The sequence below is a fragment of the Thioclava sp. GXIMD4215 genome, from assembly GCF_045291555.1.
Taxonomy (GTDB): Bacteria; Pseudomonadota; Alphaproteobacteria; order Rhodobacterales; family Rhodobacteraceae; genus Thioclava; species Thioclava litoralis.
The window spans coordinates 150,788-164,302 of sequence record NZ_CP149517.1 but is presented as its reverse complement, the minus strand read 5'-3'; the positions used below and the strand labels follow the sequence as shown (position 1 = coordinate 164,302).

General features: G+C 61.4%; 13 protein-coding genes. 8 read left to right on the top strand and 5 right to left on the bottom strand.

Annotated elements, in window-relative coordinates:
• Positions 1-117 precede the first annotated feature (117 nt).
• Both WDB86_RS17300 and WDB86_RS17295 read left to right on the top strand, forming a co-directional pair.
• Positions 118-1,137 (top strand): LLM class flavin-dependent oxidoreductase, encoded by a 1,020-nt coding sequence (locus tag WDB86_RS17300; RefSeq protein ID WP_341486124.1) that lies wholly within the window; start codon positions 118-120, stop codon positions 1,135-1,137.
• A gap of 75 nt (positions 1,138-1,212) precedes the next feature.
• Positions 1,213-2,145, top strand: a complete 933-nt coding sequence (locus WDB86_RS17295; RefSeq protein WP_341486123.1) for a glyoxylate/hydroxypyruvate reductase A — start codon at positions 1,213-1,215, stop codon at positions 2,143-2,145.
• A 79-nt stretch (positions 2,146-2,224) separates the two neighbouring features.
• Here WDB86_RS17295 and katG read toward each other — a convergent pair whose 3' ends face one another.
• The 5 genes from katG to WDB86_RS17270 form a co-directional block, all read right to left on the bottom strand.
• A complete protein-coding gene (gene katG, locus WDB86_RS17290; RefSeq protein WP_341486122.1) occupies positions 2,225-4,531 on the bottom strand; it encodes a catalase/peroxidase HPI in 2,307 nt (768 codons plus the stop codon).
• Between the two features lie 243 nt (positions 4,532-4,774).
• Complete coding sequence (locus WDB86_RS17285) at positions 4,775-5,200, bottom strand: hypothetical protein (RefSeq protein ID WP_330629424.1); 426 nt, start codon at positions 5,198-5,200, stop codon at positions 4,775-4,777.
• Positions 5,201-5,435: 235 nt separating this feature from the next.
• Entirely contained in the window at positions 5,436-7,211 is a 1,776-nt protein-coding gene (locus WDB86_RS17280) for a PQQ-dependent methanol/ethanol family dehydrogenase (RefSeq protein WP_330629425.1), read from the bottom strand.
• Between the two features lie 139 nt (positions 7,212-7,350).
• Complete coding sequence (locus WDB86_RS17275; protein ID WP_339109939.1) at positions 7,351-7,731, bottom strand: c-type cytochrome; 381 nt, start codon at positions 7,729-7,731, stop codon at positions 7,351-7,353.
• A 105-nt stretch (positions 7,732-7,836) separates the two neighbouring features.
• Entirely contained in the window at positions 7,837-8,400 is a 564-nt protein-coding gene (locus tag WDB86_RS17270) for a sel1 repeat family protein (RefSeq protein WP_330629429.1), read from the bottom strand.
• Between the two features lie 115 nt (positions 8,401-8,515).
• On the opposite strand from WDB86_RS17270, the gene WDB86_RS17265 reads away from it, so the two are divergent.
• The 6 genes from WDB86_RS17265 (at position 8,516) to pedF (ending at position 13,514) form a co-directional block, all read left to right on the top strand.
• The gene (locus tag WDB86_RS17265; RefSeq protein WP_341486121.1) at positions 8,516-9,679 is read left to right on the top strand and encodes an ABC transporter substrate-binding protein; all 1,164 of its coding nucleotides are present in this window, start codon (positions 8,516-8,518) and stop codon (positions 9,677-9,679) included.
• Positions 9,680-10,660, top strand: a complete 981-nt coding sequence (locus WDB86_RS17260; RefSeq protein ID WP_330629431.1) for a YVTN family beta-propeller repeat protein — start codon at positions 9,680-9,682, stop codon at positions 10,658-10,660.
• A gap of 24 nt (positions 10,661-10,684) precedes the next feature.
• Positions 10,685-11,131 (top strand): hypothetical protein, encoded by a 447-nt coding sequence (locus WDB86_RS17255; protein ID WP_341486120.1) that lies wholly within the window; start codon positions 10,685-10,687, stop codon positions 11,129-11,131.
• A complete protein-coding gene (locus WDB86_RS17250; protein ID WP_330629433.1) occupies positions 11,112-11,846 on the top strand; it encodes an ABC transporter ATP-binding protein in 735 nt (244 codons plus the stop codon). The genes WDB86_RS17255 and WDB86_RS17250 overlap by 20 nt, the downstream gene beginning before the upstream one ends.
• Positions 11,843-12,631 (top strand): ABC transporter permease, encoded by a 789-nt coding sequence (locus WDB86_RS17245; protein ID WP_339109942.1) that lies wholly within the window; start codon positions 11,843-11,845, stop codon positions 12,629-12,631. Before WDB86_RS17250 ends, WDB86_RS17245 begins: the two co-directional genes overlap by 4 nt.
• 193 nt (positions 12,632-12,824) lie before the next feature.
• Positions 12,825-13,514 carry a cytochrome c-550 PedF gene (gene pedF, locus WDB86_RS17240; protein WP_330629435.1) on the top strand — a complete coding sequence of 230 codons (690 nt, stop codon included), beginning with the start codon at positions 12,825-12,827 and terminating at the stop codon, positions 13,512-13,514.
• Position 13,515: the final 1 nt, after the last annotated feature.

Here is a 13,515-nt window from a genome sequence, read left to right as displayed (position 1 = left end):
GCGCGAAAAAACGCAGTTCCCGCTTTGCACATCGGCTGCGCCTGAGAGAACATCCGGCAACCTTGCGGCACCGCCCTGCGCGCGCCTACATGCAGGGGAAACGGAAGGATCACTCGTATGAAAAAGATCGGCTTTCTCTCTTTCGGACATTGGGCGAACGATCGCGGCTCGCAAGTCCGCTCGGCGTCGGATGTCCTGTTGCAATCCATCGATCTGGCTGTCGCGGCAGAGCAGATGGGGCTGGATGGTGCCTATTTCCGCGTGCACCACTATGCCCGTCAACTGGCCTCTCCCTTTCCGCTTCTGGCGGCGGTCGGTGCCCGCACCACCAGCATCGAGATCGGCACCGGCGTCATCGACATGCGCTATGAAAACCCGCTCTATATGGTCGAAGATGCCGGAAGTGCCGACCTGATCGCGGGCGGCAGGTTGCAACTGGGCATCTCGCGCGGATCGCCCGAGCAGGTCATTGATGGCTGGCGGCATTTCGGCTATCAGCCCGCCGAAGGCGAGACCCCTGCCGATATGGCGCGCCGTCATACGCAGGTTTTCTTGCAGATAATCGAAGGGGAAGGCTTCGCCCAGCCCAATCCCCGCCCGATGTTCCCCAATCCGCCGGGCCTTCTACGGCTGGAACCGCAAAGTCCGGGCTTGCGCAACCGTATCTGGTGGGGGGCGGGTTCCAATGCCACCGCCGAATGGGCTGCGAAACTGGGGATGAACCTGCAAAGCTCGACGCTCAAGGATGACGAGACGGGCGAGGCCTTCCACATCCAGCAAGCCAAGCAGATCCGCGCCTATCGGGCCGCGTGGAAAGAGGCCGGCCATAGTCATGCGCCACGGGTCTCTGTCTCGCGCTCGATCTTTGCGCTGATGAACGATCAGGACCGGATGTATTTCGGGAACGGCTCGAAAGATCAGGACCAGATCGGCATTATCGACCAGACCCGTTCTGTATTCGGCAGGGGCTATGCTGATGAGCCGGACCGCTTGATTGACCAGCTGCGGCAGGACGAGGCGATTGCCGAAGCCGATACGCTGCTGCTCACCGTGCCCAATATGCTGGGGGTTGATTACAACACCCATGTGCTTGAAAGCCTTCTGACCCATGTCGCGCCCGCATTGGGTTGGCGTTAACCACCTTAAACCGCGCCTTGCCTTGGCGCGGTTTTCTTGCTCTGATCCGGCGAAAATACCACAGCAGGGATTACTATGAGCATCGTCGTCTATCTTCCAAGCCCGAAAACCAGTGCCAAATGGGTGGCGCGGCTGCAGACCGTTCTGCCCGAGGCCGAGGTGATTTCAGGCCATGAGCCGTTCGACGCGGCGCAGGTGGAATATGCCGCGGTATGGCAACCTGCCCACAGCTTTCTGGCTGGCCTGCCAAACCTGAGGGCGATTGTGTCGCTGGCCGCGGGGGTCGATCATCTTGCCGCAGATCCCGAACTGCCGCGCCAGATCCCTGTCATTCGCACGATCGGGTCGGATCTCACCCAGCGTATGCGGGAATATGTGGCGATGCAGGTGCTCAATCTCCATCGCGGCATGCCCGAAATGCTGGCCAGCGCGCAGCAGGCAAAATGGACACCGATTGTGGCGCCGGTCGCAGGTCAGCGCAAAGTCGGCATTCTCGGCCTTGGCAATCTGGGTGCAGCGGCGGCAGCGCTGCTGGCGCAGATCGGCTTCGAGACCAGAGGTTGGGCCCGCAGCCCCAAGGATATCGCCCAAGTGACGTGCCATCACGGCCCCGAAGGCCTGAAGAGATTCCTGCAAGATTGTGAAATCGTAGTAAATCTTCTGCCACTCACCCCCGAAACCCGCCATATTCTGGACGCTTCGCTGTTTCAGGCCCTGCCAAAGGGGGCCTGTCTGGTGAATTGCGGGCGCGGCGATCACTTGCACGAGGCCGATCTGCTGGCCGCATTGGACAACGGGCAGATTGCCCATGCGATCCTTGATGCCTTCCCTATCGAGCCGCTGCCCGAAGAGCATCCTTTCTGGACGCATCCCAATGTGACGGTCACGCCGCATATCGCCTCGCAGGTCGATCCCGATACGGGCAGCCGGATCATTGCCGAAAATATCCGCCAGTTTGCCAAAGACGGGCGCTGCGGCGATATGGCCGATATGCAGCGCGGTTATTAACTCCCGCTGAGGGAAAACGGGCGCGAAACCCTCGCGCCCGTTTCCTCTGCATTTTCAACATGGCGGAAGCTTCAGAAGCTTAGCATAGCGCCATCGCCCGACGGCGCTCTTTTGCAACGTCAAAACGGTCAAGCATCATCACTTTGTGCCAGGCTTTCACGAAATCGCGCACCAGATAGGCCTCGCCATCATCTGCGGCATAATATTCGGCCAGTTGGCGCAGCTCGCTATTGGAGCCAAAAACCAGATCGCAACGCGAGGCGGTATAGGATGCCCCCTCTCCCGCACGCGGTCGGATATCGAACATCTCTTCACCGTCCTGCGGGTGCCATGCATAGTCCATCGATACCAGCACGCGGAAATAATCGTTGGTCAACTGACCCTTACGATTGGTGAAGATCCCCGTTTCCGACCCATCATAATTCTGGTCAAGCGCCCGTAGCCCACCGGCTAGTGCCGTCCATTCCGGCGCGGTCAGCGCAAGTTTTGCGGCCTGATCAAGGAAGAGCTGCTCTGCCGGAACCTGATAGCGGATGCCCGGATGCCGGTAATTGCGGAACCCGTCCACCACGGGCAGCAACCAGTCGAAGGTCTCGGCATCGGTCCATTCGTCGCTGGCATCCGTGCGTCCCGCCACGAAGGGCACGCAAACGTCATGCCCCGCCGCCTTGGCCGCAGCTTCAACGGCCGCACAACCTGCCAGAACAATCAGATCGGCCATCGAAACCTTGGCCGCCCCCTTGGCGTCAAAGTCGGACTTCACCTGTTCCAATGCGGACAGCACCCGCGAGAGTTGGGCGGGGTTGTTCACCGCCCAATCCTTTTGTGGCGCAAGGCGGATGCGCGCGCCGTTGGCACCTCCGCGTTTGTCGGTATCGCGATAGGTCGAGGCCGAAGCCCATGCCGTAGCAATCAGCTCGCGCAGCGGAAGGCCGGTCGTCAGGCAGGTCTTTTTCAGCTCTGCAATATCGGCCTCGCTGATCGGCGGATACTCTGCCTCGGGCGTCGGGTCCTGCCAGATGAACGTGCCGCCGATCTCCGGCCCGAGCCAGCGCGAGGTCGGCCCCAGATCGCGGTGGATCAGCTTGTGCCATGCCTTCGAGAAGCAATCGGTGAAATAGTCGAAATCCGCCAGAAAGCGCTCGCAGATCTTGCGGTATTCGGGATCGACCTTCAGCGCCAGATCCGATGTCATCATCATCAGCGGATTCATCTGGCCCTCGACATGCGCATCAGGCGTTTTCGGCGCGTCGGGGTCTTCGGGGGTCCATTGCACGGCCCCCGCCGGAGATGTCTCCTGCTTCCATTCATATTTGAACAGGTTTTCTAGATAGGAATTGTCCCACATCGTGGGGTCGGGGGTCCAGCTGCCCTCGATCCCGTTGGTCATGGTATATTGCGCAAACCCGAGGCCTTCGGGGTTTTGCCAGCCCAGACCCTGCGCCTGAATCGGCGCCCCTTCCGGCGCAGGACCGATTTCATCGGCGCTAACCATCCCGTGCGATTTCCCGAAAGCATGCCCGCCCGCAATCAGGGCAACGGTCTCTTCGTCATTCATCGCCATGCGGGCAAAGGTCTCGCGGATATCGCGGGCGCTGTCTTGCGCATTCCCGTTGCCATTGGGGCCTTCGGGATCGACATAGATCAGGGCCTGATTGGCATTGGCCAACGGCGCTTCGAGATCATAATGATCAGACCGGACATCCCCTTCCCAACGCAGGTCACGGGTGACCATCTGGTTCGGATGGCCTTCCAGCGGACCTTGCCCGACCTCCGAAGGACGCTTGCCGTTCCACCCCTCGGGGCCCCAATATGTGGCGCGATCTGCTTCCCACGCATCCACGCGACCAAAGGCAAAGCCTTGGATCGGCAGGCCCATATCCTCCAACGCAAGCGTGCCGGCCAGCATCATCAGGTCGGCCCAGCTCAGTTTTGCCCCATATTTCTGCTTGATCGGCAATAGAAGACGGCGGGATTTATCGGTATTGCCATTGTCCCACCACGAGTTGATCGGCGCGAAACGCTGCATCCCTTCGGCCGAACCGCCACGCCCGTCGGCGATGCGATAGGTGCCCGCCGAGTGCCACGCCATACGCACCATTTGCGGCCCGTAATGCCCGTAATCCGAAGGCCACCAGTCTTTCGAACTATGCAAAAGCGCGCGCAGGTCGGCCTTGAGCGCGGCAATATCCAGATCCTTGATCGCTTCGGCGTAATCATAGTCCGGTCCAAGCGGGTTGGCCTGCACCGGATTCTGATGCAGAAGCTCCACTTTCAGCCGGTTGGGCCACCAGTGATCCAGTTGCGGCTCGGAGCCGATTGCCCCCCCGATACGGGTTCCGCGAAACGGGCAAGCGCCTTGGGTTGCGCCATCATGGTCTTTCATGGGGGGTCTCCTTGCACAGTGACTTGGCCCCGAACCGCACCCGAAACTGCGCCAGAGCCTTTGCTACTGTTCCAACACCCGAAAGCCCGATCAGTTTCATAGAGGGCCGAGGAAATTCACCCTCGCCCCGCGATCCACGCAAATGACGCTACGGCAAAACTGAAAAAGGACGGCCTGCAAGCAGACCGCCCTTCTTCACTGGAGATGCACATCTCCTGATGTGCAGCGTGTGGACCTAAGGCCTTATTGGTCCCGGCCTTGGCCCAAATAGGGAACCGGCAGCGGCGTAACTTCGTGACGGGCATCGCCCGACAGGATGAAGGCCGCGTCTTGTGCGTTGTGGTCACGCAGATCGCTATCCACCGTCACCAGCTCGGCCAGCGTGTATTTGCTCGGGTCAACGCCAAGCTGCGCAGCCAGCTGTGCTTTACCGGCAGACACTTCCTGCGCAGGAGCCGCGACACGGTTATCGTGGTTGAGGAAGTAGTTCACGGTGCTGTTGTCGCCGTCGCGGCGGGCCTCGTCGATCGAGGTCAACTCGGCGGTGGTGAAGTCGGCCCCGTTCAGACCAAGCTGTTGCGCCAGTTGGGCATGGCCTGCCCCCTCGGCGGACGCGATCCCTGCACTGGCGGTAAGGGCGACAACTGCGGCAATAACGATATTTTTCATGATCAATCTCCAAGTGATCCGCAAATCGTCAGCACCCTGAATGAAGCGGGCGATCTGCTGTGTTTCTTTCTGAAGACTTATCTAGGAGTGTTCCTCCGAATGTTAAATATACAAAATTAGCACGCTAAGCGTTTATATATGCACATATCTGTTTTCGGGCTTTTTCCCCTGTCGCGCATGAAAACGCGCCCGAGGTTGCCCCCGGGCGCGGCGAAAGCCATCGCATAGGCGTGGATTATTTGGCGTCGGCCATTTGCTTGGGCAGACGGAAGGTCCAGACGGTGCCACCTTGATTGAGGTAGTTCACACGCTTGGCAACCTCACCACCCCAAAGCGGCACGGCGCCCCCCCAGCCGGAAATCACCGAGACATATTGCTCGCCATCCTGCTCCCAGGTGATCGGCTGGCCAACAATGCCCGAACCGGTCTGGAAGGACCAAAGCTTGTCACCGGTCTCGGCGTCGAAGGCCATGAATTCGCCTTCGGGGTTGCCAGTAAAGACAAGGCCACCCGCCGTGGACATCACCCCGCCCCAGAGCGGTGCAGAGTTCTTATATTCCCATTTCACCTCGCCAGTATTCGGGTCCATCGCTTTCAGCGAACCGATATAGCTTTCGAAAAGCGGCTTGATGGTGAAGCCTGCCCCAAGATAGGCCGCGCCTTTCTTGTAGGAAATCGGCTCGTTCCAGATATCCATGCCCCATTCGTTGGAGGGCACATAGAACAGGCCTGTCTGCTGGCTATACGCCATCGGCATCCAGTTCTTGCCCCCAAGGAAACTGGGCACCGAGAAGACCTGCTGGCCCTTGCCATCCTCGGAGGCCGTATCCGGCGCACCAGGGCGATTCTGCTCGTTATAGATCGGGCGACCGGTCTCATCGATCCCGCTGGCCCAAGAGATATCCTTCACGAAAGGATAGGCCGCGACGAATTTGCCGTCTTCGCGGTTGAGGATGTAGAAGAAGCCGTTCCGGTCGGCAGTCGCATAGCGCTTGTTGCCATCCTTATCGACAAAGCCCACGACCTCGTTCACACCGTCGAAATCCCAGCCTTCACGCGGGGTGGACTGGAAGTGCCACTTGATCTCGCCGGTCTTGGGGTCGATGCCGAGGCGGGACGCCGCGTAGAGGTTGTCGCCCTTATTGCCCTCAACTGGGGTGCCCGCATTGCGCAGGTGGCTGTTCCACGGCGCGGGGTTACCGGTGCCGAAGATCAGCGTATCGGTATCGGCGTCATAAGAGCCACCCAGCCATGTTGCCCCGCCACCGGTTTTCCACATATCGCCCGGCCAGGTCGCGTTCAGCTCGCCGGTCATGGTCGAGGGTTCGCCATTGAGCGTGCCCATATGGCCTTCGATCACCGGACGGGTCCAGACCAGCTCGCCGGTTTCCGCATCGCGCGCCTGCACCTCGCCCACGATCCCGAATTCACCGCCCGAATTGCCGGTGATGACAAGCCCGTTTACGATCAGCGGCGCGGCGGTATAGCTGTAACCCTCTTTGTAATTGGCGATTTTCTTGTTCCAGACGACATCGCCGGTTTTCCGGTCAAGCGCCACGATCCGCGCATCCAATGTGCCGAAATAGATATTATCGCCATAGATAGCCGCACCGCGATTGATCACGTCACAGCAGGGCAGAATGCCCTCGGGAAGGCGGGCATCATATTGCCACAGCTCTTTTCCGGTATGGATATCAATCGCATAAAGGCGCGAATAGGAGCCGGTGATATACATCACCCCGTCATAGACGATCGGCTGGCTCTCCTGCCCGCGCTGCTTTTCTCCGCCAAGGCTGAATGCCCAAGCCGGAACGAGGTTTTTCACGTTGTCACGGTTCAGCGTTTCCAGCGGGCTGAAACGCTGCAAATTGCGCCCCATCCCGTTGGTGAGCACATCGCCCACCGTCTGCTGATCCGCGCGAAGATCCTCCTCGGTAACCCCTGCTTGAGCGTCTCCCAAAGCCCAGCCGCAGGAAATGGCCAGCACTGCGGCCAAAACGAAACGGTTCATTGCGTAGTCCTCCCTGTCGTCCTGTCCGCGCCTCGGAAAAAGAGGGCGGATCAGACATTCCCGAAGTATTGGACAGGGGCACACGGGCGGATATTGTCCATTGGTCTTACTTAGACGTCACGCATGCCCCTGATGAGGGTTACTGACTGTTCAGATAGGTTACGATAAAGTCCTGAACCGTCGGATCGACAATGCCGACATGACGCATTTTCGTACCCGGAATGAAGGCGTCATTATCTTCCATCCAAGCCCGCAGCGCCCCTGGCGTCCAGACGAAATTCGCCTGTTTTAAAGCGTCGGAATAGGGGTAATCGCCATAGCTTCCCGCCTTGCGCCCCACGACCTTCTCCAGCAGCGGCCCATAGCTTGCCCGATCCGCATCGACCGAATGGCACCGCTGGCAATTCGCCTCGAAGAACTGATGCCCCGCGTCGATCTTGATCCGCTCCGTAGTGTCGGCCTGCGCGACCTGCACGCAAGCGGCTGCCAGTATTGCACTCAGAACAAGGCTTGTTTTCATGACCATTCTCCTACTTTCTACCCGTCTCGAAAGTAGGTCCGCTGCAGGTCGGCACGGTTGATCCATATCAATGGCCGCATACGACTTTGGTCGCGATTCTGGCTGTTATCCCTGTGGCAGATAGCGCGCTTCGTCGGCATCCGGGGTCACCGCGCGCCAATCATAGTGCGCGCCCTGCAGCTCTTGGGCCTGTGGCAGGCCCGCCCGCGCCGCACGGTCGATCATCGCCTGTCCCTGAGCGATGTCGCGCACACCTCCCCGACCGCGCAGCAGATCCAGACCACGGTTGAACTGCCCGACCGGATCGCCCGCCTCAGCCGCGCGCCGGTCCCATTCGGCCGCAGCCGCCGGATCTTCCACGGCGCCCAGACCATTATCCTCCAGCGCACTCATCCACGTCATAGCCCCTGTCCAACCACGCTCGGCACATAGGCCGAAGACCTCGCGCGCCGCAGCATGATCGCCGGATTTCGTCATGAAATAGCCCGAGGCGCAATTCATCATCGTGACCTCGCCCCGCGCTGTATCACGCAGCACACGGTCCAGGCTCATCTCGGGCGGATTGAGGTCGCCGCCCGGCTCCTCGGCCAAGGCATCCGCCAGCGCGGGACAGGCCAGAAACGACCCAAGAAGCAGGGCCAGACAGCCCCTGTGCAAACCTGCCATCATGGTTTCCTCCCTTGACAAAAAACAGGCTAACACGGCGCACCGCCCCCCGGCCCTAGACCTTAGTCCTATTGCATCCGCCCACCCGAGCAGATGCAGTGTCCTCAGGGAGAGAGACATGAAATTTTTAACAACCGTGGCGGTTGCATGGTTGGCATGTGCTTCGGCGCAGGCCGAGGTGCTGCGCCTTGACTGGCTTGAACGTCAGGTCACGCCACCCCCCGTTTTATCCAATCTTGCCGGTGACCCTGACGATCTGGGCATCGCAGGTGCCCGTTTGAGCCTTGAAGACATTACAAAGACAGGAAAATTTCTGGGAATCGACTGGCAGCTTCACGAAACCCGTGTGCCGCCGGACGCACCGTTTCTGACCGCCGCGAAAAAGATTCTGGCCGAGGGGGCACAGATATTGGTGACGCGCGCTCCGGCGGAAGACCTCTTGGCGCTGGCGGATCTGCCCGAGGCAAAGGATGTGCTGATCTTCAATACCAGCGCCGAGGACATGCCGCTTCGTGGCACGCAATGCCGCGCCAATATCCTGCACAGCATCCCTTCCGTCGCAATGCGTACCGATGCGCTGGCGCAGGCACTGGTGGTCAAACGCTGGACGAAGCTGGCGCTTGTCACCGGCCCGCATCCCGAAGACAAAGCCTTTGCCGAAGCGCTCAAGACCAGCTTGGGCAAGTTCGGGCTGGCCCTGGCTGGCGAGAAGGACTGGCCCCTGACCGCTGATATGCGCCGTTCTGCCGCCGCCGAGGTGCCGCTGTTCATGCAGGATCTGCCCGAGCATGACATCCTGCTGGTGGCCGATGAACGCGGCGATTTCGGGCGCTATCTGCCCTATAACACATGGCTGCCGCGTCCGATTGCGGGCTCCGAAGGGTTGCGCCCGCTTGGCTGGGCCGGTGTGGTCGAGCAAAACGGGGCCGCACAGCTACAGGACCGGTTCCGCATGGCCAGCGGTCGCGACATGCGCGCCGCCGATTACGCGGCATGGGTGGCGGTGGCCGCTGTGTCGGATGCCCGCACCCGCTCCGGTGCCGGTGACCCGCGCAGCCTGCGCGACTATCTGATCTCCGATAAGGCACGGATCGCGGGCTTTCTGGGCCAGCCGCTTTCCTTCCGCCCGTGGGATGGCCAGATGCGCCAGCCCCTGCCACTGGTCACAGAGCGCGCGGTCATCGCGACCGCCCCCTTCGAGGGGTTTCTCCATCACGCCAACGAGATGGACACCCTTGGCACCGACCGTCCCGAAACCCTCTGCAAAGCTTTTGGAGGCTGAATGCTGCGCATCCTGTTCCTGACGACCGCCCTTGCGGCCAGCCCCGCCCTTGCCGACGAGATCTGGGTGACCAACGAGGCCGATGACACGGTCAGCGTGATCGATGTCCAGACCCTCGAGGTGGTGCGCAGCTATCCTACGGGCGAACGCCCGCGCGGCATCACCTTCTCGCGCGATTTCAAGCGGCTTTACATCTGCGCCTCCGATAGCGACGCCGTACAGGTGATGGACCCCGAAACAGGCAAGATCCTGCATGACCTGCCCTCGGGGGAAGACCCCGAGCAATTCGTGCTCGCCCCCGATGACCGGCTGCTTTACATCGCCAATGAAAACGACGCCGTGACCACCGTCGTCGATACCCAGACCCGCCGTGTGGTGGCCCAGATCGATGTCGGAATCGAACCCGAGGGCATGGGCATCTCGCCCGATGGCAAGGTGCAGGTGACCACATCGGAAACCACCAATATGGCGCATTGGATCGATACCGCGACCCATCAGATCGTCGCCAACTCGCTGGTGGATGCACGCCCGCGCCACGCCGAATTCTCGCCCGACGGGTCCGAGTTATGGGTCAGCTCGGAAATCGGCGGCACGGTCAGCATCTTCGATACCGCAACCAAGACCGAGAAGGGCAAGATCCGCTTTGCCATTGCGGGTGTGCGCTCGGAAAAACTGCAACCCGTGGGGATGCTGTTCTCGCCCGATAAGACCAAGGTGTTCATCGCCTTGGGCCCCGCCAACCATGTGGCTGTCGTGGATGCAAAAACCTTCGAGGTCGAGCAATATCTGATGGTCGGGCGGCGGGTCTGGCATCTGGCCTATTCCCCCGATGAAACCCTGCTGTTCACCACCAATGGCGTTTCGGGCGATGTGACGGTGATCGATGTCGCCACATTGGAACCGAAAGCCACGATCAAGGTGGGCCGTTTCCCTTGGGGGGCCGCAGCCCGCCCCACCCCTCCCCAGCCGATTGCAGACTGACCCAAGCCTATACAGGAGTTTTCCATGCGTTATTTCCTTTCTGCCCTAGTGATTGCCGCCCTTTCGGCCACCACCGCCTTTGCCGATGCCGATGATGACAACGAGGCCGGTCCGCCCGCGGGTCTGATGGCGGCAGGCAATCGCGACAAACTGCCCGAGGTGATGCTCTCGGTTGGCGAGCCTCTGGGCGGGCCGTGGCATCTGAAATCGGGCCGCTATTACACCGTCGAGATCACCTCGGACGGGTCGGGCGAGATCGGCCTGTCGGGGGCCGATTTCTTTCATGCTGTCTGGATCGACGAGGTCGTGGTCGAAGGGCTGGAAGTCCGCCCCACCGGCCTCAACTCGGTAGAATTCGATGAACCCGGCACAATGAAAATCACCTTTGTGGCGGTCAAGCCGGGAAGCTATGCTTTGTCCATTCCCGGCTCGTCGGGCGAGGATCAGCGGCTTGACATCACCATCGACTAACCCCGCGCTGAAGGTCAGCGGACTCAGCCACCGCTGGGGAACGAAGCTGGCCCTTGACGGGGTCGGCTTTACCCTGCCCGCAGGATGTTTCTGCGCCCTTCTGGGGCCGAACGGGGCGGGGAAATCCACCCTGATGTCGGTGCTGACAGGGCTGATCCGGCCCCGTCCGGGCGTGGTCGAGGTGGCGGGCACGGATATGGGGCGCGCGCCGCGCAGGGCCTTGGCGGGGATCGGCGTCGTTTTCCAGCAACCCACCCATGATCTGGACCGGAGCGTGGCGGCAAATCTGCGCTATTTCGCGGCGCTTCAGGGCCTCAGCCGTAGCGAAAGCGAGACCCGTATCGAAGAGGCGCTCACCCGCCTTGGCATGGCGGAGCGGGCAGGCGAGAAAGTCGGCAAGCTGAACGGGGGCCATAGGCGGCGCATGGAGATTGCCCGCGCGCTGATCCACCGTCCGGGACTGCTGCTGCTGGATGAGCCGACCGTCGGGCTTGACGCCCCCGCCCGCGCCGCAATCACCGCCTATGTGCATGACCTGACCTCCAGCGGCATTACGGTGCTCTGGGCCACCCATCTGGTGGACGAATTGCGCGATACGGATACGATGGTGCTCCTGCATCGCGGGCAGGTTGCGGCAGAGGGGCAGGTGGGCCGCCTCAGGGGTGGGGTACCGCTGGCCGACTGGTTCCTGAGCCGCACCGGAGCCCTCCAATGAGCGCGCTGCGCGCCGCGGCGGCGATCATGACACGCGAGCTTGCCCGCTTTCTGACCCAGCGCGAGAGGTTCTTTGCCGCTCTGGTCCGGCCTCTGGTCTGGCTGGTCGTCTTCGCGGCAGGCTTTCGCGCGGCTCTGGGCATGTCGATCATTCCGCCCTACCGCACCTATATCACCTACGAGACCTATATCGCGCCGGGCCTCTGCGGGATGATCTTGCTGTTTTCCGCCATGCAAAGCTCGCTCAGCCTTGTCAATGACCGCGAAAGCGGCACCATGCGGCTGATGCTGACTGCCCCTTGGCCGCGCTGGTTCCTGCTGGGCGCGAAGCTGGTAGCGGGGGCCCTGGTGGGTCTGGTCCAGGTTGCGGCCTTTCTGGCCATTGCCTATCTCTATGGTATCCACCTGCCACCGCTCGGATATCTGGCCGCGCTGCCTGCGCTGGTGCTTGCAGGATTGATGCTGGGGGCGCTCGGGCTGTTTCTGTCCGCCCGCATCCGCCAGCTGGAAAATTTCGCAGGGGTGATGAATTTCGTGATCTTCCCGATGTTCTTCCTGTCCTCCGCCCTCTATCCGGTGTGGAAGATGCAGGAGGCCTCGCCGGTTCTGGCCACCATCTGCCGGCTGAACCCGTTCACCCATGCCGTCGAGCTGATCCGCTTCGCGCTTTACGGCCAGTTCGCGGCCATGTCCTTCGGGGTCGTGGCAGGGGCCGCCGCCGTGTTTTTCGCATTGGCACTCTGGGGATTCGAACCGGCCAGAACCCGCCCGCCCAAAGCGCGCTAGGCCCCGCGTCCCGTCGGGCCAAGCCCTTTGGGACGCGCCGTTTTTAAGGGCCGGTTTACATATTAGACCATTGGACAATACGCGCCGATGCCGCTCTCGGGCAGGATAAGGTGAAACGCGACGAAGGTCGGATGGAGGAGCCGTCCCTTGTCTCGTTATCTGCTGACGAGCAGCCATCAAGAGGGAGAGAGAAATGCTTGATAGCCGGACCCGCCGCAGCCTTGCGGCAATCGTCTTTGCCGGAATTCTGACGCCTGTGCAGCTGTTTGCGCATGGCGATGTGGCACCGCAACCGATCAATACCGACGCCCTGCCCGATGTGGGAGAAGAATGGCTGACCGAGAACCCCTATCGCGCCGACGCCGCGGGCGAAGAAGTCTGGCGCGCCGCTGTGCGGATCGGGGATTCCGGTTTCAACCAGAACTGCGCACGTTGCCACGGGCTTGGGGCGGTGTCGGGCGGTCTTGCCCCCGATCTGCGTTTCCTTGAGGCCGAGGAATATGGCGATGAATGGTTCGTCGAGCGGTTCCAGCACGGCTATACGCAAGACGGCACCACCAAGATGCCCGCGTTCGGCGAAGTGCTGGGCCAGAAAGCCGGATGGGCGATCCGCACCTATATCGAGACCCGCCCCGAGGATGACGCGCTGGAACCCTATTCCGACCGGCTGCACAAGATCCGCGATGACCTGATGGCCGGCAAGGCCGATGCAGGCCCCGTGCACGAGGAACTGGTCGAGATCGCTAGCAAGGTGCAGACCTTCTCGGGCGCACCGGTGGCCGATAGTGCCGTCAGCCGTGCGGCAGAGGCCCTGACCGACGATCCGGCCAGCCAGAAACACGCGGCCGAACTGCTGACCATCGGCCTTTCGGCGGCGCAATGAC